The sequence below is a fragment of the Pseudomonas sp. FP215 genome, from assembly GCF_030687795.1.
Lineage (GTDB): Bacteria > Pseudomonadota > Gammaproteobacteria > Pseudomonadales > Pseudomonadaceae > Aquipseudomonas > Aquipseudomonas salmasensis.
The window spans coordinates 1850549-1871848 of record NZ_CP117447.1; the positions used below are offsets into that span (position 1 = coordinate 1850549).

The 21300-nt window shown below is 59.7% G+C and carries 34 protein-coding genes and 1 tRNA gene; 11 read left to right on the forward strand and 24 right to left on the reverse strand.

Annotated features, from left to right (window positions below; translation table 11 throughout):
- Together PSH76_RS08335 and PSH76_RS08340 are read left to right on the forward strand one after the other, a co-directional pair.
- Positions 1 to 1236 carry a cytochrome c gene (locus tag PSH76_RS08335; protein ID WP_305493886.1) on the forward strand — a complete coding sequence of 412 codons (1236 nt, stop codon included), beginning with the start codon at positions 1 to 3 and terminating at the stop codon, positions 1234 to 1236.
- Position 1237: 1 nt separating this feature from the next.
- Positions 1238 to 2209, forward strand: coding sequence for an XdhC family protein (locus tag PSH76_RS08340; RefSeq protein ID WP_305493887.1), 972 nt, complete (start codon positions 1238 to 1240; stop codon positions 2207 to 2209).
- A 120-nt stretch (positions 2210 to 2329) separates the two neighbouring features.
- Here PSH76_RS08340 and PSH76_RS08345 read toward each other — a convergent pair whose 3' ends face one another.
- Positions 2330 to 3613, reverse strand: a complete 1284-nt coding sequence (locus PSH76_RS08345; protein ID WP_056785797.1) for an FAD-binding oxidoreductase — start codon at positions 3611 to 3613, stop codon at positions 2330 to 2332.
- Positions 3614 to 3797: 184 nt separating this feature from the next.
- Between PSH76_RS08345 and PSH76_RS08350 the strand changes: the two genes are divergently transcribed.
- A tRNA-Val gene (locus tag PSH76_RS08350) sits at positions 3798 to 3874 on the forward strand.
- A 109-nt stretch (positions 3875 to 3983) separates the two neighbouring features.
- Here the strand turns inward: PSH76_RS08350 and PSH76_RS08355 are convergent.
- From PSH76_RS08355 to PSH76_RS08455, 21 genes are all read right to left on the reverse strand, one after another.
- Positions 3984 to 5120, reverse strand: coding sequence for a tyrosine-type recombinase/integrase (locus PSH76_RS08355; RefSeq protein ID WP_069556732.1), 1137 nt, complete (start codon positions 5118 to 5120; stop codon positions 3984 to 3986).
- Positions 5120 to 5353, reverse strand: coding sequence for a hypothetical protein (locus PSH76_RS08360; protein ID WP_034134173.1), 234 nt, complete (start codon positions 5351 to 5353; stop codon positions 5120 to 5122). The genes PSH76_RS08355 and PSH76_RS08360 overlap by 1 nt, the downstream gene beginning before the upstream one ends.
- A 2-nt stretch (positions 5354 to 5355) precedes the next feature.
- On the reverse strand, positions 5356 to 5574 hold the full coding sequence (locus PSH76_RS08365; protein WP_288855724.1) for a hypothetical protein: 219 nt from the start codon (positions 5572 to 5574) through the stop codon (positions 5356 to 5358).
- Positions 5575 to 5610: 36 nt separating this feature from the next.
- A complete protein-coding gene (locus tag PSH76_RS08370) occupies positions 5611 to 6222 on the reverse strand; it encodes a hypothetical protein (RefSeq protein ID WP_289328866.1) in 612 nt (203 codons plus the stop codon).
- 49 nt (positions 6223 to 6271) lie between these two features.
- Complete coding sequence (locus PSH76_RS08375) at positions 6272 to 6574, reverse strand: hypothetical protein (RefSeq protein ID WP_305493888.1); 303 nt, start codon at positions 6572 to 6574, stop codon at positions 6272 to 6274.
- A gap of 48 nt (positions 6575 to 6622) precedes the next feature.
- Positions 6623 to 7084, reverse strand: a complete 462-nt coding sequence (locus PSH76_RS08380) for a hypothetical protein (RefSeq protein ID WP_305493889.1) — start codon at positions 7082 to 7084, stop codon at positions 6623 to 6625.
- Between the two features lie 84 nt (positions 7085 to 7168).
- On the reverse strand, positions 7169 to 7450 hold the full coding sequence (locus PSH76_RS08385; RefSeq protein WP_305493890.1) for a hypothetical protein: 282 nt from the start codon (positions 7448 to 7450) through the stop codon (positions 7169 to 7171).
- An 11-nt stretch (positions 7451 to 7461) separates the two neighbouring features.
- Positions 7462 to 8007, reverse strand: coding sequence for a hypothetical protein (locus PSH76_RS08390; protein ID WP_305493891.1), 546 nt, complete (start codon positions 8005 to 8007; stop codon positions 7462 to 7464).
- Complete coding sequence (locus tag PSH76_RS08395; RefSeq protein WP_305493892.1) at positions 8004 to 8315, reverse strand: DUF4406 domain-containing protein; 312 nt, start codon at positions 8313 to 8315, stop codon at positions 8004 to 8006. Before PSH76_RS08395 ends, PSH76_RS08390 begins: the two co-directional genes overlap by 4 nt.
- Positions 8312 to 8587: a hypothetical protein gene (locus PSH76_RS08400; protein ID WP_305493893.1), complete on the reverse strand. Its 276-nt coding sequence runs from the start codon at positions 8585 to 8587 to the stop codon at positions 8312 to 8314. The genes PSH76_RS08395 and PSH76_RS08400 overlap by 4 nt, the downstream gene beginning before the upstream one ends.
- Before the next feature lie 44 nt (positions 8588 to 8631).
- A complete protein-coding gene (locus PSH76_RS08405; protein ID WP_305493894.1) occupies positions 8632 to 9789 on the reverse strand; it encodes an RNA-directed DNA polymerase in 1158 nt (385 codons plus the stop codon).
- Positions 9790 to 10001: 212 nt separating this feature from the next.
- Complete coding sequence (locus PSH76_RS08410; RefSeq protein WP_305493895.1) at positions 10002 to 10355, reverse strand: four helix bundle protein; 354 nt, start codon at positions 10353 to 10355, stop codon at positions 10002 to 10004.
- 57 nt (positions 10356 to 10412) lie between these two features.
- Positions 10413 to 11006 carry a DUF1566 domain-containing protein gene (locus PSH76_RS08415; RefSeq protein ID WP_305493896.1) on the reverse strand — a complete coding sequence of 198 codons (594 nt, stop codon included), beginning with the start codon at positions 11004 to 11006 and terminating at the stop codon, positions 10413 to 10415.
- Positions 11007 to 11125: 119 nt separating this feature from the next.
- Positions 11126 to 11602, reverse strand: coding sequence for a hypothetical protein (locus tag PSH76_RS08420; RefSeq protein WP_305493897.1), 477 nt, complete (start codon positions 11600 to 11602; stop codon positions 11126 to 11128).
- A gap of 57 nt (positions 11603 to 11659) precedes the next feature.
- Positions 11660 to 12025: a hypothetical protein gene (locus PSH76_RS08425; protein ID WP_305493898.1), complete on the reverse strand. Its 366-nt coding sequence runs from the start codon at positions 12023 to 12025 to the stop codon at positions 11660 to 11662.
- Positions 12026 to 12106: 81 nt separating this feature from the next.
- Entirely contained in the window at positions 12107 to 12421 is a 315-nt protein-coding gene (locus PSH76_RS08430; RefSeq protein WP_305493899.1) for a hypothetical protein, read from the reverse strand.
- Positions 12418 to 12699 carry a hypothetical protein gene (locus PSH76_RS08435; protein ID WP_305493900.1) on the reverse strand — a complete coding sequence of 94 codons (282 nt, stop codon included), beginning with the start codon at positions 12697 to 12699 and terminating at the stop codon, positions 12418 to 12420. The genes PSH76_RS08430 and PSH76_RS08435 overlap by 4 nt, the downstream gene beginning before the upstream one ends.
- 167 nt (positions 12700 to 12866) lie before the next feature.
- Positions 12867 to 13010, reverse strand: a complete 144-nt coding sequence (locus PSH76_RS08440; protein ID WP_305493901.1) for a hypothetical protein — start codon at positions 13008 to 13010, stop codon at positions 12867 to 12869.
- A gap of 226 nt (positions 13011 to 13236) precedes the next feature.
- The gene (locus PSH76_RS08445) at positions 13237 to 13542 is read right to left on the reverse strand and encodes a hypothetical protein (protein ID WP_032903579.1); all 306 of its coding nucleotides are present in this window, start codon (positions 13540 to 13542) and stop codon (positions 13237 to 13239) included.
- A gap of 57 nt (positions 13543 to 13599) precedes the next feature.
- Entirely contained in the window at positions 13600 to 13761 is a 162-nt protein-coding gene (locus PSH76_RS08450; protein ID WP_305493902.1) for a hypothetical protein, read from the reverse strand.
- A gap of 23 nt (positions 13762 to 13784) precedes the next feature.
- Entirely contained in the window at positions 13785 to 14165 is a 381-nt protein-coding gene (locus PSH76_RS08455) for a LuxR C-terminal-related transcriptional regulator (protein ID WP_305493903.1), read from the reverse strand.
- Between the two features lie 704 nt (positions 14166 to 14869).
- Here PSH76_RS08455 and PSH76_RS08460 point away from each other — a divergent pair.
- Positions 14870 to 15187: a DUF1654 domain-containing protein gene (locus PSH76_RS08460; RefSeq protein WP_305493904.1), complete on the forward strand. Its 318-nt coding sequence runs from the start codon at positions 14870 to 14872 to the stop codon at positions 15185 to 15187.
- 37 nt (positions 15188 to 15224) lie between these two features.
- On the opposite strand, the gene PSH76_RS08465 is transcribed toward PSH76_RS08460, so the two are convergent.
- Entirely contained in the window at positions 15225 to 16106 is an 882-nt protein-coding gene (locus PSH76_RS08465; RefSeq protein WP_305493905.1) for an XRE family transcriptional regulator, read from the reverse strand.
- Positions 16107 to 16211: 105 nt separating this feature from the next.
- Here PSH76_RS08465 and PSH76_RS08470 point away from each other — a divergent pair, with 105 nt between their 5' ends.
- The gene (locus PSH76_RS08470; RefSeq protein ID WP_305493906.1) at positions 16212 to 16406 is read left to right on the forward strand and encodes a Cro/CI family transcriptional regulator; all 195 of its coding nucleotides are present in this window, start codon (positions 16212 to 16214) and stop codon (positions 16404 to 16406) included.
- A gap of 180 nt (positions 16407 to 16586) precedes the next feature.
- Here the strand turns inward: PSH76_RS08470 and PSH76_RS08475 are convergent, their stop codons facing one another.
- Positions 16587 to 16847 carry a hypothetical protein gene (locus tag PSH76_RS08475; protein ID WP_169905292.1) on the reverse strand — a complete coding sequence of 87 codons (261 nt, stop codon included), beginning with the start codon at positions 16845 to 16847 and terminating at the stop codon, positions 16587 to 16589.
- A 136-nt stretch (positions 16848 to 16983) separates the two neighbouring features.
- On the opposite strand from PSH76_RS08475, the gene PSH76_RS08480 reads away from it, so the two are divergent.
- The 6 genes from PSH76_RS08480 to PSH76_RS08505 are packed head-to-tail and all read left to right on the forward strand — an operon-like array spanning position 16984 to position 21087.
- Positions 16984 to 17208, forward strand: a complete 225-nt coding sequence (locus PSH76_RS08480; protein WP_217880324.1) for a hypothetical protein — start codon at positions 16984 to 16986, stop codon at positions 17206 to 17208.
- Complete coding sequence (locus tag PSH76_RS08485) at positions 17205 to 17912, forward strand: helix-turn-helix domain-containing protein (RefSeq protein ID WP_305493907.1); 708 nt, start codon at positions 17205 to 17207, stop codon at positions 17910 to 17912. Before PSH76_RS08480 ends, PSH76_RS08485 begins: the two co-directional genes overlap by 4 nt.
- Positions 17905 to 19272: a replicative DNA helicase gene (dnaB, locus tag PSH76_RS08490; protein ID WP_305493908.1), complete on the forward strand. Its 1368-nt coding sequence runs from the start codon at positions 17905 to 17907 to the stop codon at positions 19270 to 19272. The genes PSH76_RS08485 and dnaB overlap by 8 nt, the downstream gene beginning before the upstream one ends.
- On the forward strand, positions 19272 to 19496 hold the full coding sequence (locus tag PSH76_RS08495) for a DUF3310 domain-containing protein (RefSeq protein WP_305493909.1): 225 nt from the start codon (positions 19272 to 19274) through the stop codon (positions 19494 to 19496). The genes dnaB and PSH76_RS08495 overlap by 1 nt, the downstream gene beginning before the upstream one ends.
- Complete coding sequence (locus tag PSH76_RS08500) at positions 19493 to 19795, forward strand: nuclease domain-containing protein (RefSeq protein ID WP_305493910.1); 303 nt, start codon at positions 19493 to 19495, stop codon at positions 19793 to 19795. Before PSH76_RS08495 ends, PSH76_RS08500 begins: the two co-directional genes overlap by 4 nt.
- Entirely contained in the window at positions 19792 to 21087 is a 1296-nt protein-coding gene (locus tag PSH76_RS08505; RefSeq protein WP_305493911.1) for a site-specific integrase, read from the forward strand. The genes PSH76_RS08500 and PSH76_RS08505 overlap by 4 nt, the downstream gene beginning before the upstream one ends.
- The last annotated feature ends 213 nt before the right edge of the window (positions 21088 to 21300 follow it).

Consider the following 21300-nt stretch of genomic DNA (forward strand, 5'->3'; position numbering starts at 1 on the left):
ATGAAGCTTTTTCTGACCCGCCTGGCCTTGGCGGTCGGCCTGGCTGCGCCGGTATTGTTTGCCCACGCTGATGATCAAGCCAAGCGCGGCGAATACCTCGCCCGCGCCGCTGACTGCATGGCCTGCCACACGGCACCGGGCGGCGCGCCGTTTGCGGGCGGCCTGCCGATTGTCTCGCCGTTCGGCACCATCTACGGCACCAACATCACGCCAAGCAAAGAGCACGGCATCGGCTTGTACAACGATGACGAATTCTTCGCCGCGTTGACTGAAGGCAAGCGTCGCGACGGCGCGTACTTGTATCCGGCGATGCCCTACACCTCGTACCACCTGATGCCGCGTGAAGACTCGGACGCGATTCATGCGTACCTCAAGACCATCGAGCCGATCGAGCGCGCAGCGCCGGTGACGAGCCTGAGCTTTCCGTTCAACGTGCGCCTGGGCCTGATGGGCTGGAACGTGCTGTACGGCAAAGCGCTGAAATTGGAACCGGCCCAAGGCAAGAGCGAAGCCTGGAAGCGCGGCCAATACATGGTCGAAGTGCTCGGCCACTGCGGCGAATGCCACACGCCACGCGGCCTGCCCGGTGCGATGGAGCTGGACAAGCGCCTGACCGGCGGCATCCTCAATGGCTATCTGGCGCCCAGCCTGCTCGCCACGGACCTGGCCGCACGCGGCTGGAATGAGCAGGACCTGAGCACCTTCCTCAAGCACGGCATGAGCGCCCAAGGCACGATGTTCAACGAGATGTTCCCGGTGTTCCACAACAGCACCCAGGGCCTGAGCGATGCGGACCTGGCTGCGATGGCGACCTTCCTGCTCGGCGATAAACCGCCGGCAGCCAAGGCGTTGGTCGAAGTGCCGGTGGACAAGCTTGGCCCGAGCGCCCAGCGCGGTCGTCAGGAATACTTGAACGTCTGTGCCGGTTGCCATGCGGTAGGTGGCGAAGGCAAGCCGCATATCGCGGTGGCGATGCGCGGCAACACCACGCTGCGTCTGGAAGACCCGCGCAACCTGGTGCGGGTGATCGAGGACGGGATCGGCGAGCAGAAGTTCTCCGGGTTCGAGCACATGCAACCGATGCCGGGCTTCGCTGGAAAACTCAGCTCGGAGCAACTCACCGACCTGGTCAATTACCTGCGCCAAGGTTGGGGCGGGCAATCGGCGGAGCTGGCGGTGAGCGATGTGCAGAAGCTGCAGGCCGAGGCGCCGTCCATCGAGCACAAGGCGCACTGACATGCAGCATCTGGATCTGCAAGTGGTGCGACGGGCGCTGGAGTGGTCGGTGGCCGGGCAGCGCATCTGGCTCTGTACGGTGCTGGCCACCTACGGCTCGGCGCCGCGTGCGCCGGGTTCGCTGCTGGCGGTGAACGCCGCTGGGCAGTGGATTGGCTCGTTGTCGGGTGGTTGCGTCGAGGAAGACTTTCTCGAGCGCGTCGCCGACGGTGCGTTTCTCGATGCGGTCAACGTGGTGCGCTATGGCGCAGGGGACGATCCGCGCTCGCGGGTCAGCTTGCCCTGTGGCGGCATTCTTGATGTCTTGGTTGAGAAGCTCGAGCCTGACTGCGAGGTACAGGCGCACGTGCGTGAAATGGAGTCGGCGCTGCTCGGGCAGCGCCGCTTGATTCGCGAGGTGGGCCTGGCCAGCGAGGCGCGCAGCCTGTTTGCTGACGGCGAGCAGGGCGCGCGCATCGAGCGTGACAGTGAGCGGGTGCGCATCCGTGTTGGTGCGGCTCAGCGTCTGTTGCTGGCCGGGTACTCCAGTGTGGCACAGGCATGTGCCGAGTTTGCGGTGGGCCTCGGTTTTGAGGTGATCCTCTGCGATCCGCGCGATGAAGTGCTGGAAGGTGTGGTGCTCAATGGCGTGGAGATTCGTCGCCAGTTGCCGTCGGTGTTTATTGCCGACGGCGGCTGTCACCGTGATACGGCGGTGGTGGCGCTGACCCATGACCCGCGTATCGACGATCTGGCGATGATGGAAGCGGTGCGTACCGACGCGTTCTACATTGGCGTGATGGGGTCGTTGCAGACCTCGCAGAAACGCTTTGAGCGACTGCGCCGCATCGGTGGGTTAGGGGAGGCTGAATTGGCGCGGATACACGCACCCATCGGGCTTAACCTGGGCAGCAGGACGCCATCGGAAATCGCGCTGGCAGTATTGGCCGATATCGTACGGATTCGTAGCGGGATTGCTCGCGACCAGCTCTGAAGCGCAGCCCTGTAGGTGTAGGAGCGAGCTTGCTCGCGAAAAACTTCAACGATAACGCGTTTATTCTGAATGAATGCGGCGGCTGTGAGTTTTTCGCGAGCAAGCTCGCTCCTACAATGGTTACATCCCGAATTTATCCCGCAGCCCGTAGTACCAAGCCCCCAGCGCCGCAAACGGCGTGCGCAACATCTGCCCACCCGGGAATGGGTAATGCGGCAAGCCCGCAAACGCATCAAAACGCTCAGCCTGACCCCGCAAGGCCTCCGCCAGTACTTTGCCCGCCAGGTGCGTGTAGGTCACGCCATGGCCGCTACAGCCCTGGGAGTAATAAATGTTGTCACCCAGGCGGCCAACCTGCGGCAGACGCGACAGGGTCAGCAGGAAATTACCGGTCCAGGCGTAGTCGATCTTCACGTCCTTGAGCTGTGGAAATGCCTTGAGCATTTTCGGCCGGATGATCGCTTCGATATTCGCCGGGTCCCGTGCGCCATACACCACGCCGCCGCCGAAGATCAGGCGTTTGTCGCTGGTGAGACGGTAATAGTCGAGCAGGTAGTTGCAGTCCTCGACACAGTAATCCTGAGGCAACAGCGTCTTGGCCACTTCATCGCCCAGTGGCGCTGTGGTGATCACTTGGGTACCGCATGGCATCGACTTGGCCGCCAGCTCCGGCACTAGGTTGCCCAGGTAGGCATTGCCCGCGACGATAATGAACTTGGCTCTGACCCTGCCTTCGGCGGTGTGTACCACCGGATTGGCGCCGCGCTCGATGCGCACTGCTGCCGATTGCTCATAGATCGTACCGCCCAAGGATTCCACGGCCGCGGCTTCACCGAGCGCCAGGTTGAGCGGGTGGATATGGCCGCCGCTCATGTCCAGCAGGCCGCCCACATAGTTGTCACAGGCCACCACTTCGCGGATGCGACGCTCGTCCAACAACTCCAGTTGCGTATGGCCGTAGCGCTCCCACAGGCGCTTCTGTGATTCCAGGTGGCCCATGTGCTTGCTGTTGAGGGCGGCGAACACGCCGCCGTCCTTCAAGTCGCACTGGATCTGATACTTGGCCACGCGCTCACGGATGATCCTGCCGCCTTCAAACGCCATCTGCCCCAACAACTGCGCCTGCTGAGGCCCGACACTGCGCTCGATCACGTCGATATCGCGGCTGTAACTGTTGACGATCTGCCCACCGTTGCGGCCTGAAGCACCAAAACCCACCTTGGCGGCTTCCAGCACCGTGACGCGAAAGCCGTTCTCCAGCAAAAACAGCGCACTGGAAAGCCCGGTATAGCCAGCCCCGATCACGCACACATCGGTCTCGACTTCACCTTGCAACACAGGACGGGGCGCAACTGCATTCGCAGAAGCTGCGTAATACGACTGGGGGTAGGGGGTGTTCGCCATCCTGGAACCTCTGTTTTATATTTTTTACGAGTGCGCCGATCCTACCTGAGTTGAAAATTGCCTGCCAGCCACCCGTAAATCACGGGTGGACCCGTCGCAAATAAAAAATTCGCATATTCATAGGGTTAGCTGCAAAAAAGATGTTGACACCCCTTCGGAATTCCGTAGAATGCCGCCTCACAGCAGGCACGTAGCTCAGTTGGTTAGAGCACCACCTTGACATGGTGGGGGTCGTTGGTTCGAGTCCAATCGCGCCTACCAAACAAAATCCGCTCTGCTGGGCGGTCTAGAGGGGTCATCGTAAACGGTGACCCCTTTTTGCTTTCTGCGATTTGCAAAACTTTTGCAAAACTTTTGCAAAACCCCCACCTCAAAACGCCAATTCGGCGCCCACCTCGACATACTCGATCTTCTTTTCGTCGTGCCCCTCCTGGTAGTGCTTCGTCATCTTCTCGTCCGCGTGACCCATGAGCGCCTGGATGTACTCCTGTGGGAATTTCTGCTGCTCGTACAGCCACGCGCCCAATGCGCGGATCTCGTGAAAAGTGGGGCGCTCACCAGCCGGCACATGGTCGTAGGCGTGCGCGGCGTCCCTAGCCTTGCTGAACTCTTTGGTCAAGTAGTCCGGCGTCACGGATGTCCAGTGATCCTTGGCGTCTATCTGTTCCCGCCGGCGGGCCTTGGGCTTGTAGTGGATCAGGTAGGGCGAGGCGAGCGGCGACCGCAGGCACTCCCCAACCACCTCCCGCAGCGCAGCGCCCATGGTGATTTTTAGGTGCACAGGGTTTTCATAACCCTGGGTCTTTCCGGGGGAGACGGTCAGCGTGTTCTTTTCCATGTCGGCTGCTGATTTTAGCCAAGTGACGATGTCGTCCCGGCGCTGAAGACTGGCCAAAGCCAGGCGGATTGCGCGCTTCAGCCATGGCGGCGTTGTCGCGGCATCGATGATCAGCTTCAATCCGTCGAGCGTGTGGCGCTGGCGCTTCTTCTCGGCCTCCTTCTTGACCAGGGTCAGCTCTGCGTTGTTGCGCTCGGCCAGGCCCTTGGCCACCGCAAAGGCGAAGATCTGCACCCATAGCCCGCGGTGCTTCGTGTAGGCGTTGTTGCTGAAGTTGTCGAGATACTCGGCCATCGCCAGCACGTCCAGTTGACCTATCAGTCGGTCGCCCAGGTCCTGCCGGTACCGCTCAAGCTTGAACTTGATTTCCTCCAGTGTGCGGGCAGCGTATGACCGATCAGGTAGCCATTCCTCTTCGAAGCGCGTCAGCAGGTTGCTCACCATGGGAAGCCGGTCTCCGGTCAGCACGGCCAGCAGCGAGCCGTCATCGACTACCAACTCGGCGAACTTGAGGTTGGCCGCCCGGGCCAGCTTAATTGCTTCCTCCAGTGGGCGGTTGATGCTGGTCATCACGCCGGTGACCGGGTTGCGGTACCGCCAATACTTACCGTTCGGGTAAAGGTTTGGGGGCAGCTTTCTGTTTTGCAGCGTGCGGGGGCGGGCAGCCATCACCCAATCTCCAGCATCTTGGCCAGCAGCGGGTCACTTGATCCCATGACCGCCGCCTGCACGTCGACGAAATACATCCCGCCCTTTACCTCTCCAATCACTTCGCCTTCCTCAATCCATTTCTTCAACTGCTGCAGGCTCGGCTTTCCACCGACGTACCGCAACTTCCTGTATTCCCCGGCCTCCATGAGGCGCGGCAGCTTGACCGTAATTTGCGCCAGGACTTTTGCCATAGCTACCTCCCGCCCACCGTGGGCCGCGCTGTCTTGATGATATGGATTGCCAGGCCAAAGCTGATCAGCAGCCAGGCGCATGTGCCGGCGAAGACGTAGAGCAGTGCCTCGGTGGTGCCGGTGTCCAGCAGGTCGATAGCGAACCAGCCGAACCAGGCGAGTGTTCCTACCAGGTACAGAAAAGCGCCCAGCAGTATCATGGTGAGTTTCATAGCGAACATGGGGTGTCCTTGCCGCGCTGGGCGGCAGAAGGTTGGTTAGGTGGTGGATTTGGCGATGGTTGCTTCGAATCGCAGTGCCAGGGCGGCATTGACCTCGGCCTTTGTCATACTGTCGGCAGTGCCTTTCGCACGGTGCGCCTGCTCGTATCGACGCAGGGTAGAGGCAGCCTTCTGCAGGTCGGCCAGCAATTCGTCACGCTCGGCAGTCAGCTTGATCGCGTGTTGGCGCAGGTTGTCGGCATCATCCATCCATTCCTGAGCCATGATCTCGAAGTGCTCGGCTGGCTCCCAGGGTGACGGGACCACGTTCGTTATCCAGTCGCTCCACATCTCGACACTTTCACCGCGCGCAATACGCTCGGCTTTCATCTGTTCACCGCAGTCACGAATTTCCTTTGCGCGCCGCTCTGCATCTTCCCTGTCCATGCAGGGGTATTCCTCTCCCGGGCCTGGGCTGTGGATAGCCCATAGCTGCAAGGCAGGCTCGGCAAGGATGCCGCGCAGTTCTAGGATGCTACTGGCGCTGGCACCCGATTCTTCAAGCGCTGCCAGGCTTTGCTCCGCCAAGACGCGCGGCATCGTGACAACCTCGATTGCAGGCGCGGACGGCGCGGTGAGAATGGCAATTTGTTCTTCAATTGTGGACATAGGAATACCTCGCCCGCCGCTCACCGGCAGGCATGTAGGGGGATTGGGGTTAGGCTGTTGCTTTGAAGGGGATGCCGAGCTCAGTAAGTGCATTGCGTACATCAATCACCGGCACCAGCCCGATTGCACAATCAGCCGTGTCGTCTTTCTCGCGGTCCAGGCGCCCGTCGTTGTCCCAGGCCTCGACGGCTGGAAGCTCCACCACCAGCGTCTCGCTGGATGCGCTCCAGCCAATCCAGCACATGCCTACGTACAGATTGATGTACTCACCATTTGTCCGTTTCGACAGACTTGCTCCCGGAAACCGGGTCAAATGCCACGCTTCGAACTTTTCCTGCGCTGTCTGCGTCATGGCTTATTCACCTTGTAGATGAAGACGTAGGCGAACCAGAGGGGGTGATCATGGCGTCACCGCCAAATCGCCATAGCGCTCCAGCAATTCCTGTTCGAGCTGGGCGGCGAGCGTGTCGTAATTATCGAGCCGCATGGTGCGCATACACTGATTGTCCGCATCCCATCCGCTCGGCACACCGCGGGCTCCCCACCAGATACGTGCGAACCGGAACACGTCCATGGCTGCTTCAGTCCGGAACTCGTAGACATGCCCTGGCGACCCTTGCCATTGAAGGTTCTCCCCGCCGATCAGCGCCTTTAAGCGCCGAGCGAGCTGGCCCTTGCCAAGCGCAATGCCCAGGTTCCCTCGACCGATCATGTACTGGTATTGGGCGTAGTGGCGGTCCTGCTCGCTATCGTGCTTCAGGCCCTTGGTACCGCCGATGTAGTTGTCGATCACACCCCGGGCTGTTTTTTTGACCTGCGCGCGCCAGATGGCCTGCAAGATTTCTGCGTCGGTAACTTTCATTGGGCGAGTTCGTCCTTGCCGCTATAGCGGCTGACTTTGAAGGGGGGGGGTTACAGGTTTTGCGGGTGGAGTACGGATGTACTCCTATGCGGCTGGCGCTGAATTTTGCTCATGCTCCAGCTCAGAGGTTATCGATTCAATCTCGGCGAACAGCTTCTGCTGCTTCAGGTTTCGTTCTTGGTGGATCGCCTTCAAGTTGCGACTCAAGGCCGCCAGCGCCGATGCGCGTGAGATGTAAACCTGGCTTGCGTGGAGCATGTACGTCCGGCCTGGTCCTTGGTAGCACTTCGGCCCATTCAGCCGCGCCAGGTTCGCCCGGGCATGCAGCTCAATTTCCTCAACTCGTCGCATCCGGATGTTGATCATCCATAATCCGCTCACGATTCCCGCTCGCTCTCTGGTTGATCCTCGTCCACCACCAGAGCCATCCCGCAGGAGTGGCAGAAGTGCATGCCGTTTTCAGCCGGCAACCCGCCATCGGTGAACTGCCATTCTTTGCCGCAGCCGGTGTGCCAGGAGAATCCGCCTTCAGTCCAGGTGCAGGTTGGTGGCTTGGTGCGCTTTAGTGCTTCAAAAACTCTTCCGCGCATCGCATCAATCGACGAAGACGGCACCGCACCCGGGTCACCCTGGATCGCATAGAGCAGTTCGTTTGTCTGGAGCAACAAGCCACCAAGCACATCCGCCCGCTCATCCGATACGGTCAGGCGCTGTTGCAGTGCGTCACGCTCCAGCTTCAGGATCTCCGCGCGCTTGAAGTGCTCGCCGTGGAGCGCCGTCCACTTCTCGATCTGGTCCTTTAGGTAGTCTTCCCGATCCTGCGCCTGCGACATCTTCTGATTGAAGTCGCCGGCGTGAACCCAAAAGCCCGCTCGGTCAGACGCCCCAACACCCTGCCGGGTGAATCGATCTACTTCGTTCATACAGCCTCCCTCGTTACCAGATCATGGGCATCCACAACGGTCATGCCGAGCTTCTCGGCGATCAGCACTTCCAGCTTTGCGCCCTTTGAATTCTCCCAGCCGGGCAGGGTAGCCACGGTGTCGCAGTCCATCAGGGCGGCAATGTCGCGGCGCATACAGTCGGTCCAGGTGCCGCCTTCTGGGTTTATCTCGGCGGGGTTGGTGACAGTGTGGCCGATGGCGCGGAGGCTGGCGGTCATGCTGTGGAAGGTTGGGAAGTTCAGCCCGGGCAAGCCGCTCATGGGGCCGCTGAGGTAGATGCGCTTCATGCGACCTCCTTGTCATGGCCTGGGCAGCCGCCGCCGGTGAAATCAAAGCCTTCACACGGCGGGCCAAAGGGAAGCACCTCTTTGCCCTGGGCCAGCGCTTCGAGCAGATGATCCTTAGCCTCATCGGCGGTGCACTCACGCCCATCCACTCGGAACATGCCCTTGAGCTGGCGCTTGCTGAAGTCGCGGATTGCGCCGCGCACGCTCAGGTGAATGTGAAAGGTACGGCCGTGCGGTCCGAATGGATCAGCCGGTTTGTTTTCTGTAGGCATGGGGAGTCCTTGCCGGGCCATGCCCGGGCGGTGGAGTGGGGGAGTTACTTTTTCTGAAAGGTCTTGGTCAGCGCGGCGTTGACGCTATTGCCGCGCTTCAGCACGACGCGGGCGAGTGCTGCCCGGTCCATATGGCTGTGGCTGGCCTGGCTGAGCAGGCCGAAGTAGCTGTTGGCCGTCTCGCGCAGATCCTCGGCCGGCGCCGCGGCGGTGCGCTTCAGTGCCTGGGCCAGTGATCGCTTGCGGGTGGTACGCCGCCAGGGCTTGATGACGTGGCCCACGAAGTCGACACCGCGATCCACTGGCTGCAGGATCGTCTTGGTGGGGTTCAGCTTGGCGCCGAGCCTGGGCAGGAACGCTTCGACCTCGGCCAGCCACCGGTTGAGCTGTTGCGGCGACTCATGCAGGAACACGAAGTCATCGACGTACCGGATGTAGTGCTTGGCCCGCATATGGTGCTTGGCGAACTGGTCCAGCGCGTCGAGGTAGACGTTTGCGAAGAACTGCGACGACAGGTTGCCTATCGGCAAGCCGAGGCGCGCGGGCTGCGCAACCAAGCGCTTATGCTGCGGTACCCGGTTGAACAGGTGGGCCGGGCTGCGCGTCTCGTAATCCTCTCGCGGGTCGTGCATGAGGATCTGCGTAGCCAGGGCCAGCCACCAGGGTTCGGTGATCCTGGCTTCCAGTTGCTTGCTGAGCACGGCCTTGTCGATGGCGACAAAGAAGTTGGCAAGGTCGCACTTGAGGTAGAAGATCGGCTTCGACCAGTTCTCGCTGGCGCTGCGGATCTTCGATTCAAGCCGGGTGGCGGCGTACAGCGTTCCGCGCCCTGGAATGCATGCGCAACTGTCCGCTATGAATCTGGCGTAGAAGCGCGGGGCCACATGGTTGTACATCAGGTGGTGGACGACGCGGTCCCGAAAGGCTGCTGCCCAAACTTCGCGAGCTTTCGGCCTGGTGACCACGAAACAAATGGATCGGCCTGGCCGGTAAGTGCCGGCAATCAGGTCGTCGTACAGTTCCAGCAAGTTGATCTCCATGTCCTTCTCGAATTGTCGGGCACTCGCGGAGTTCCGCTTGTTGCGTCGGCAGTCGTAGTAAGCCTGGACGAGATCCTCGAACTGGAAGGGAGCAACACTTAAATCTGCGGACAGGGCGCGCGAGCCGCTCGTTGTTCTTGTCGTTGTTGTTGAGCCAGCCATCTTCAAAGTCCATGTTGTAGGCGTTGTTGGCGGAGCGCTGCGACCTGTCGAGCTATCTACATCGCCAAACCGAAGGCATTGCCGATCAGCTTGGAAACTGCGCGAGACCTACGCGGACGCTTTAGACCGGCGGTATCTGTTGTGCGCATGGCGGTGACCCGGAGGTCAGCGGCTCGACCAGATTTGGCGCACAGGCAAGAGGGCCTTAACCCTCAAGCAGCGGGCGCGGTTGCGGACTTCTTCCAGGCGTTTGCCTGGCGGCCCACTGAGGCCGTCATCATCATTGCCTTGGCGTGCTGCCCCTTACTGATCAACCCTCGATTGGTTAGGGCGCGCAGCAAATAGTTGAGCATCCAGATGCTTTCCAGCAGCAGGTTGATCTGGGGCAGTTTGTCCCGGGTCATGTTGGCCCGGCCGATCAGTACCAGGACCTGCAAGCACTCGTCTCGGATCTTTGCCCCGACAGCCTGTTTCAGGTCACGCGGGATATTGCGCACCAGGTCAAGCGAAAGCCCGAGCAACTCCTCGGCCACCTTGTGGATTTCCAAATCCGTATGCAGCGCCATCCCTGGCCTCCTGAAAAGCGAGGGTGCTATCGCACCCATGAATGAAGAATTGAATGATCAAATAAACTTTCTGCGGACAGGGCGCGCGAGCCGCTCGTTGAACTTGTCGTCGTAGTTGAGCCAGCCATCTTCAAAGTCCAAGCTGTAGGCGCCGTAGGCGGAGCGCTGCGAGCTGGTCCAGTGGTAAGCCTGGGTGAATACCTGTGGCACCGTGATTTCGAGGAAGGACGCCTCACGACGCGCCATCAGGTAGAAGTCCTTGTGCCCGTCGCGCTCGAATGCGGCGCAAAACTGGGCGGCAGGGTGGTCGTGCTCCCGATTGCTGCTTGCCAGGTGAGCGGTGTTTGCCTGTCCATCCCATGGGGATTTGGCGCCGTCGAGCTCCTGCCCGTAGCCGCCCCACTCATGGGTCGCCTCAGCGTCGCTGCCAGTCGGCACAATCAAGTAGTAGGGCTTGTCGCCGCCAGGGAACAGTCCGCCGTTAACACCTCCCTCGCCAGGCCAGTATTCGCCGATGGCTGGGATGCTGCTTGCCGCAATGGTCGGCGCGGCGGCTATGGCCAGGGTTGCGAGTTTCAGCACCACCCCTTCGTCCGGGCTGCTGATAGTCAGATCGCCGCGGGTGTAGGTAGTCAGTTCATTTGAACGCATGGGATGCTCCTATGAGCGAGATAAGGGTGCAGGTAGCCGGCGCTTCCCGACGAGCTTCTGGTCTGAGCGCCGTCCTGGCGCTCCCGGGAATCACCTGCGAAAACGAATGAAGAAATGAATTACTGAATAGGAAGGCTGCGGACAGGGCGCGCGAGCCGCTCGTCGTCCTTGGCGTTGCCGGAGAGCCAGCCACCTACAAAGACCATGTCGTAGGCGTCGTAGGCGGAGCGCTGCGAGCTCAGCCAATGCCAGCGGTCTTCGCGAAGCTCCACCAAGCCATCGGCCTTGGCCGCCATCAGCAGCTGGCCTTCCAGGCAAGACGGGATGAAGCCATCCAGCTCCAAGGCCTTCACGGCGATCACGCTTCCAGACTCGGCCATGGCCCGGGTGTTGGCTTCTCCGTCGCTGTAACTGCCTGCGCCTTTAATCTCGACGCCGTACTCGCCCCATTGGCCGCTGAGTTCGTCAGGCAGCAGGATCAGGGCACGCTCTACGCCGTTGAGCCAGTAGCGGGTGACGAACACACCGCCGGCCAGAGGTTGGCCGCGCTCGGGGAGTTCGGCGGCGAGTACTGTTTGCTGTGCTTGCTTGGTCATGAGGTTGCTCCGGGTAAGCGCCGCCCTCCGGTTAACGGATGCAGCGAGTAGGGTGGGTTATGCTGGTGTTTCGATTTCGTCGTCAGGCTCGGGTGGGTCGTCGGCGAGCGACTTCAGGCCGGCCGCCCTGATGATCTGCGACACCTTTTCAGTAACAACAAAAGGTGTCGTGACACACTTGAGCATCTGCGCCGCAGTTTCGAAGTCGGCGGCGATCACGTTGCGCAGAAGGGTCTGGTGCACCTCCTGCTGGTTGTTGAAGCCGTGCTGCTTCATCAGGCGTTTGAGGTCTGCCTTGAAGATGCCGGCCACCTCAATTGTAAATTTCTCGACGCCCAATACAGCATCCTTCGCTGCCGCTTTCTCGCGCTTGCGGCGTTGCTTCAAGGCTTCCGCCGTCGGCTGCTGCTCTTCCTCGGCCATTGCCTGATTCCTCTATTCCACTTGCCGGCAACGCCAGCCAGGTCGGTCTGCGCAGCGCGGCGGCTATCTTGCTGATGCGTCTCATGGGGTGTCGGCGAACTTGAAGCCGTTCTCCTGGGCGATCAGCGTCACGCGCTTGATGTGCATGCCCAGGTTCTTTGCTGCGACGCTGGCCACGACGCCCTTGGCTGCTTCAGCGCGTACGGACGGTGCGAGCTTGTCGCGCTCTTTGCGCAGGCGCTCATGGTGAGCCGTGGTGCCGTTGAAAGGGCCATCGACGCCAACACCGTTCGGGATGACCTGGGCTTTCTTGCCAGAGCCGAAGAACGCTTCCAGCTGCTGGTTCAGGTTGTCGATAATCGAGTGCCGTGGATCCGGCATTGGCTCGCCGATCATTGCGCACCACCCGACAGCGTCACCTTCACGCCGTCTGCACGAGATTCCAGGGCCTGGGCGAAGTTGCTGGCATCCTTCCAGGTCCAGCGGAAGCCCTTCACCTTTTCAGTTGCCAGCTCCACGATGTGGTAAGCCTTGCCGGCGTTGCGGATCTGAAAGCGAATCTTCTGCGCCGGCGGCTCTTTGCCGATTATGGCGTAGAGCTCGGCGGTGGCCAGGCGAGAGCGCATGTGCAGGGCCGCAACCCCGTCTACGCGCTGTTGAATTGATGCGTGCATGGTGGATACCTCAGTGGGTTGCGTTTATTCGTCAGCACCCTGACCGCCTGGTATGTGCCGGTGGGCCCAGGGGAGGGTGCTGACGGGTAAAGGCGCGCGCAAAAGAAAGGCCCGTTGGACGTTCGGGCCATTCTCGGATGCAGTAGTTTGAGTTTTGGGCGGGACCGTTAGCGCCAGAACGCCGCGACCCCGGTGGTACATCGCCAGGCCTCGCGGTGGAAGCGCACTTGATCGCCAGGCACGCTTGCAAGCACTTGAGGTTCTGGCCTCTCGAAACTCAGCGTGGCACCGATCAGGATCAGTAGGAGCATGGTGTTCTCCAGTTGGTGGTTGATGCAGGTGGCCGCATAGCGGTATTGGTCGTCCGCATCGGGGTGTGATCTGTCGTCCGGTCTGGGCTGCCCGGCTTACTGGCTTTCGCCTCCCATATTCCTCCGCTCCGGCTTCCCATTACTGGGCCCACCCATTGCGTGGCAAACAGATCACATCCCGATGCGGCCTGGTGCTGGGGAGTACCAGGTGCTCGGGCAGTTTGCGTCAGGCTGACGTGGCGCTGGTTGTTCCTGCTGCGAGCTTCAGCGCCTTCTTCAGCGCACGCTCGAAGCTCTCGAAGTAATAGGTCTTATCCGGCTTGAAAACGCTGCCGATGATGATCATGGTGGCCGCCGGGTCGTCTGGCCCCCGGCCCCCTACGAAAGCACGCGGGCGGGTATCGACCAGCAAGATCCCACCCTTGGGCATTTTCTCGGCGAAGCCCAGTACGGATACTCCTGCTGCTTTACAAACCTCCTGCCGCTCAGGCTTGAGAGCAAGGAGGCCATCCTTTCGTGTGAAGAGGTTCATGGTTTGTCCTCGGTTGTCATCCCGCTGCACCCTGTCGCCAAGGTGCACAAGTGATGTTTATTCGGCTCGTAGCGCTTCGATTGCCTGGCGGTAGTCGGCAGCGTTGGAGCGGTTGGTGGCGGCACTTTCGTGTTCGCCTTCGCGCTCCTGGATGGCTGCGTTGTTTTCGCAGTTGGATGCGTGGGTTTCGAGCTGGGAGATTGCTGTTGCGTGCTTCATGGTGGATGCCTCTGGTGGATGAATTAGGCGAGCAACACGGGTTGTTCGGCCCGGCGCACCAACCGCACCTGGGCCGTACGGCGTTCCGGTACTCGGCGATCACGACGCATTGAGTCGTCACCGATCATTGCGTGCATGGCGATCAGGCTGGCCAGCACAAAGCACATCGGCGAGATGATCTGCCGGCGCATGGCCTCGGCAACTGCGGCCGTCTGGCGGGTCACGCCGAGCTTGAACATGGCGCAGGAAAGGCGCTTGGCCACGGTGCACGCCGCCACGTCGAATTGGCGTGCGATCTCTTTTGCTGTCTTGCCCTGGGCGGTGCCCAGCAGGTACTGAACTTCCTTTGGCGCAAGGCCGCGTCCGAGATGACCCTTCCATGCGCCGCTGATGATTTCGTCCATCGTTGTGACTCCCGGTTGGTTTCCCGTCAGGCCCTGCTGCCAAGGTCTATCGGTGAAACCCCCGGTCACGCTGCTGGCGTCAGACCGGGGTGCCGCGTCAACAATGTTTGTCGCGCTACGCCGCCGACGGCTTCACGCTGCGCTTGTTCGGCCTTGAGCTTCCCTGTTCACGTTGCCTATATCGGCTTCGGCTCCGTGGTCGTAGGGTTAGGTTTCGCTACACGACTGCCAACTGCAGCTCGGCGGCCTATTGGGTAGGGCAGTTCGTCGTGGGTTGCCGGTCCGGATTCCGGCTGGTCTTACTGGTGCATTGGCTGTTTCCTCCTATTGGTGTTTGTTCTCCACCACGCGCATCGCCCGATTCATATCTCTGGCCAGGTCACACATTTCGTGGGCGGTGTTCTTCCCGGCTGGCGTGCGTGGTTTCGCGTACTCACATGTGGGAGTACGGCAGCTATCCAGAGGCTGCATGGACGACGGTTTAGCTTTCTCACCACCGGGGTTGCCGGTACGTCGTTGGGTCACGTCAGCGTTTTAAAGAGCGGCGGGCCGTGAGGCTCTTGCGAGTCCCTGTTGGGTGACTCGATGGATGTAGTTAACCATCGGTATATTTTATCGTCAATACCGATGGTTAATTTATTTTTCGTGGGCGTGCGTTATGCTCTGACTTAAACTGGATGGATATACAGTTAAGGAGTGGAGAAATGAGTAAAACGCAGAAGGTTAAGCCAGCTTTACGAGTTGAGATGTCCGGGGTAGAGCGCTTGGGGTTGCGCGTATCGTCAATGATCAATTCGCCAAGGGCGCAGGATCGGTGCTCAGCCGTAATTCACCGCTTGGATACGGATAAGGACGCAGAGTGGGATGAGGTAATGGGGAGAATTGCTGAAATTGACGGCGTCAATATGGTCTTTCAGGACGACGGGGGGGTGCTGCTTGAGTGGGAGGCGCCAAGCGAAGAGGATAGGGTGCTGGAGGTAGGCGAGGTGGAAGCTGTCGAAGAGGAAGCCGCGCCATTCTGATCTTCAAGTTAGGCCCGGCGCATAGCCGGGCTTAAGCTCAAGCCTTTCGCGCGTTCCAGATCATCAGCACTTTGGCGTGAATGGTTACATCCTCCATCCTGGCTTCCTGGTCTTTATGTTTTGGATTGTCGGATATGAGCAAGAAGCGCTCCGCGTCCAAAAACTGAATCCGCTTGATGTACAGATGCTCAAGCCAGGTCAGAACGTATATCCCATCACCAGCAAACTCGTTCACACCCTTGTCCACAATCAGCGGATCTTTGTCGTTGATCGTGCCTTCCATGCTCTGGCCCCAGCCGGTGATCATGGCCAGTGCGTGAGGGGAGGTGTATGACACACCCTTCTCGCGGAGCACGTCTTCACGAATAATCAGATTCCTGATTACCTCGTTGTAGTCATTCGGTACTTGGCCATGCCCCATTGAGGCGCGTACATCGTACTGGCGAATCACAAGCTCATCCGACCTCGCTTTCAACCCAGAAAAGTCTGCCTGTATCACCTTTCCCTGGGCCTCGCTGGCAGCTGTGAGCGCCGCCGCGGCAATCTTCTCTTGAGCATCGGCATCGAGGCTCTTGCCTGCATGCTTTCGGATCATCTCCATCACCTTTTCGGCAGCGCTTACTCCAGGTATTGCAGTCGCCTTAGCCGGGCCGGTGGTCAGTAATGATATTTCCTCAGCCAGACGCGGACTGAAAGCCGATACAGGCTCATCAAGCATGCGCGCAAGCACAGCGGCGAACTTAGTGTTCAGCGGGTTGATGCCCTTGAAGTAAAGATTCACGGCAGCCGGTGTCATGCCCGCCGCATCGGCGATTTTCTTCTGGCTGAGCTTTAGTTCGTTCTTCTTTGAGAGGAACAAATTATGCGCAGCTGCGCACTCGGCAAGCAGCTCGGGCGGGAGTATTCGTTTCTTGGTCATCGCGCGAATGTATACCAATGGTTAAAAATAAGAAGAAACCATCGGTATTGATTAAAAATTAACAGATGGTTAATATCGGCCTCATCTACAACCGAGGCTCAAATCATGAGCGAGACCCCTCTCGACGAGTTTGTTGCGAAAAAGGGCCAGTCCGAGGCAGCCCGGCTTCTTCGCGTCACGGCTCCTGCAATTCACAAGGCGCTAACAGCTAAGCGGGACATTCGGGTGCTTGAGCTTCCTGACGGCAGCTTCCAGGCGAAAGAGCAGCGCCCGTTTCCATCGCAGCGGTTAGCACTCTGATCGCTTGATGAGGCCATCTTCCGTCAAAGCGGGGAGGGCAGATAGAGATTCTGGATCAGCTGTTAATTCATACAGTGCATAGGAAGGGAATAGAGATGGGATCAAAGCGCGGCGGCACGCACAAAAAGGAATTGCTCCGATCCGACGAAGAAAGCCGCCAGGCCTTTTACAGGGAAGCGCTCAATTCTGGTTTGGCTCCAGTCGAATCGCGTTCCACATCTGGACGTAGTTTTCGAGGCCGGAAATGACCTCTTCCGGTACGGGCGAGTACGCCAACGTGGATCGCGCTACAGCGACCTCTGTGTCGAACTCATCCAGCAGCACCTGTAACTGTGTTTGCGGTAGCGAGCGAGCAATAGCAGCCAGCATTGCATGCACCCCGATCAGCTCCCCTTTCTGGGAGTTCATGGTCGCGATGATTTTATCAGTCAGCTCAGTCATGTCCGGTCTCCGTGACCTTTTCGTGTGGAAGCAAAAAGCTACCACGGATGCACCGGACACCCATAACGCCTGAATCGCAGGCATAAAAAAACCGCCTGGCAGGGCGGCTTAGTACAGCTTTATTTCGAGGTGAATAATGATCAATAAAACCCCCGCAGTCAACAGTTCGAGGGATGTCGCGACACTTTCCGACACCTCTAAAAACGTGTCACGACACCTCACAACAAATCAATCCGCCGCGATGGATGCCGCGCTGATGATCAGCGGCCAGTACTCGCACGCATCTAAATCCAAATTTCGCCGGGAATGCCTCAGTCACCTGAAGGCGTCCCTGGCACCTGCCCAGGATGTTTCCGCATGAGCACCATCATCATGAGCCTGTGCTGGCCGTTGCAAGGCATGAGCGGCCCACAAAAGGCTGTCCTGATATCGCTGGCTGATAACGCAAACGACGAGGGTGTTTGCTGGCCTTCTATTGCTCGTATCGCTGAGCGCACCTGCCTGGGTGAGCGCACGGTTCAGTCGGCAATTAAGTGGCTGGGGGCAACTGGGATTCTGTCATTTCGCGAGCGTATGGGACGATCGACTATGTACACCCTGACCCCCGCAGCATACGCACCCCCGCAGGAGGTGCACCCCGCAGCAGATGCACCACCACCCCCGCAGGAGAAGCACACCCCCCCCGCAGCAGCCGCACCCAGAACCGTAATAGAACCATCAAGTGAACCATCACCTTCTCGAGTTGATGCAAATCCGTCGAAAGCCTCCAAGCCGAAATGCCCAACTCAGGCCATCGTCGATCTGTTCAACGAAACCCTTCCTGGGCTTCCTCGGGTAGTGATGATCACCAAGAGCCGTGTAGCCACGCTCAACGCCCGGTGGAATGAGAGTGTGGTTCATCAGGATCTCGATTTCTGGTCGGACTTTTTCAAGTTGGTCGCCGCTAGCCCCTTCCTGATGGGCCAGACAGAAGGGCGAGCCGGCAAACCGTTCCGCGCAGTGTTCGATTGGCTCATTGCGCCGACCAACTTCGTGAAGGTCATCGAGGGTAATTTCAATGCGTGACCCATACAGCCTTGAGGCCGAGCACGGTGTGCTGGGGGCCATGTTCCTGCGCCCTGAGTTGATCGACTTGCTCAGTGCTGACCTGTCGGTCGAGGATTTCTACTACGCGGATAACGCCGCCATCTATCGCGGCATCTTGGACTTACATGGCGCAGGCCAGCCGGTGGATATCGTGACTATCGGCGCTCGTGTCGGGGACCTGCCTTGCGGTTCACCCGCCTTCGCGTACGCCGCCGATATCGCCCGGAACACTCCAAGCGTTGCAAACGCTGCCTCGTACGCCGGAACCGTTCGTGAGCGCAGCCTGGATAGATCACTGATCGCATTGAGCGTTCGGATCAACGATATCGCTTACGGCGACCAGACCACCGTGGACAAGGTGGCAGCGGTGCAGGCCGAGGCCCAGGCGGTCGACAGCCAGTCGGCCACGTCCGAGGTGATCAAGGCTGAGGACATCCTGGATGACTACATCGAAGTGCTTCAGGCCCGTGCCGACCGGGGTGACGAGATTGACGGGCTATCCACCGGCATTCCCGATCTGGACGAGAAGCTGCAGGGCTTGAAGCCTGGCCAACTGATCATCATTGCGGGCCGCCCGGCCATGGGTAAAACCACCCTGGCCATGAACATCGCATCCAATGCCGCTATCCGTGAGGGTAAGAGCGTGATGGCGTTCAGTCTCGAAATGGATAACACCAACCTGATGGACCGTTTCATGGCGTCCGAAGGGCGTATCCCCCTGCACTTGATCAAGAACGGAAAGGCTCCCCACAGCCACGGCGCGGAGCTGATGAGTGCGGCCGGCAAGCTCAAGCACTCCAGCCTGTACCTGTCGGACCGTGCGTCAATGTCGATGAACCGTATGCGGGCTGCCGCACGCCGTCACAAGCGCCGGTACGGGCTGGATCTGATGGTGATCGATTACCTGCAATTGATCGAATCAGATTCGCGCACCTTCAGTCGTGAACAGGAAGTCAGCCATATGACGCGGACGGCGAAGCTGATGGCCCGTGAGCTTGGCATTCCAGTCATCTTGCTCAGCCAGCTTTCCCGCGAGTGTGAGAAGCGTCCAAACAAACGCCCGATGTGTTCTGACCTGCGCGAATCCGGCGCTATTGAGCAGGACGCGGACATCATCCTTTTTGTATATCGCGACGAGGTTTATCACGAGCACAGCGAAGCCAAAGGTATTGCCGAGATCATCATTGGCAAGGGCCGAGACATTGCAGGCGGCACCGTCCGCGCCGCGTTCCTGGGCCAGTACAGCCGATTCGAACAATTGGCCTCGGGCTGGGTTGAGCCGCAGAAGCCACAAAAGGTCACCAGCATGGCCAGCCGTTACAGCAAGGAAAAATTTTGATGAGCGCACTCGAAAAGCAGATATCAGGCGACCACTACAAGTCTTTGAAGATCCAGCCCATCGAATACATCCACGCAAACGGTATCCCTTTCGCCGAGGGCAGTGTCATCAAGTACGTGACGCGCTGGCGTGACAAGGGTGGCCTGGCCGACCTGGAGAAGGCGAAGCACTTCCTTGAGCTGCTGATCGAACTGGAGCGGAAAACCGCCAGGGAGCAAGAATGAGAGTTGAGTCCAAGAAGCTTCGCGATTCCGCGCGGGGTCAGGCCTGCACCTTACGTTTGGCTGGTTGCGGCCATGATGACGACACCATCGTTCTGGCACACATCCCCTGCGGACAGAAGGGCATGGGCATGAAGGGGCCTGACGTGATTGCCTGCTTTGCGTGCGATAGCTGTCATTCGATCATCGACGGCCGCAAACGTGGTGAGTTTGAAGTGGCTGACCTGCTACGCGCCCTGGCCGAGACCCAACTTCATTGGATCGGCAAGGGCCTGCTCAAGGTCCAAGGGGTGGCCGCATGAACACCCAGATCAAAACCCTGACGGTGAAGCTGTCGGATGCTGAGATTGCCCGCAATGCCAAGCTTGAGCATGTGCGCGACCTGCGGGACGCCGGCCACCCGGCGCTGCATTTCCGTTTCGCCAAGAATCGCACGCGCGGCTCCTGGTATCTGCTCAACAAGCGCAAATGGCATCGCATCGGTGGCTTCCCCGACCTGAGTGCCAAGCAGGTGATCGCGGCACTACCGGCAGTACGCCTGCGGGTTGCTGCCGACAGCGCGGCCAGTGTTTCGGGCTGGGTGACCGTGGGTGAACTGCTCGATTGGTTCGGTGATCGCATGGCCAAGTCGCGCGCGTTGTCCGACAAGCGTCGGGCTGCTGGCAAGTCGGCTATCAGTTGCCAGCTCAAGCCTCGCTTGGACGATCTGCTGCTGCGCGACGTTAGCGCCCAGACCCTCGACAAACTGCTGATGTGGCCGGCCCAGGCCGAGCTGTCGCTGTCCTACGTGCAGCAGCTTTACCGCCTGCTCGCGGTGGCCTTTCGTCAGGCCCGCAAGCTGGACCTGATCCCGGTCAACCCCATGGCGGAAATGAAGTTCGTCAACTTCACCACGGCGCGGGTCCTGCCTAAGCCGGCGCGGCTGCGTGACGTGCAGCTGCAGGACTTGGTGAGCCTGTTGGCCGAACGGTTCGACAGCGCGCCGGGTGACGCCATGCTGGCCTTGATGATGTTGTGCCACGGAACCCGGATTGGCGAAACCCGCCAGTCCCGCTGGGCTGACATTACGTTCACTCCGCGTGAGTGGTTTTTGCCCGCCGAACACACCAAGACCAAAACCGAACTGCGCGTGCCACTGACTGACCAGGTATGTGCACTGCTGCGCCGCTACCGTGATCGCCAGATTGCCCAGGGATACGAGGGTGCTTTCCTATTCCCGTCTCGCCGTGGCAAGGCACTCAGCGACCACCAGGCGAGCGCGGTATTCACACGGCTAGGGCGGGGCGCCTGGACCAGTCACGACCTGCGCAAGGTGGCACGTACCGCCTGGACTGACCTCGGCGTCGACGGCCACATCGGCGAGATGCTGCTCAACCACTCGCTGGGCAAGATCGCCTCCACCTACATCAACACCCAGGCCAAAGAGCAGCGGCGCCTGGCCTTGGTGAAGTGGCACAACTGGTTAGATGAACGTGGCTTCAAGGCGATCCACGCGCAGACAGGCGTTAGATATGAAGATTCGCAAAACCTCGTAGACGCCTTGAACGGCGGGGCCTGCGAGCCAGAACCACAATTTGTTAAGGGCGAGGTTTAAAAATGATGAAAAAGAGCTGTGGCCCCGCCTTTGTGCGCTGCCTGATACCCATGACCGAGTGCCCCTCATGCCATGGAGCCGGTCTGATACGCGGCGTGTTCCATCAGCTCGAATGCATTGGCTGCCACTCTTCGGGATTCGTCCACGCCGAAACGCTTGAGGCTCTTCTGATGCAGGACCTGGTGATCCAGTTGGGGCTGAAACTGCGGAGCG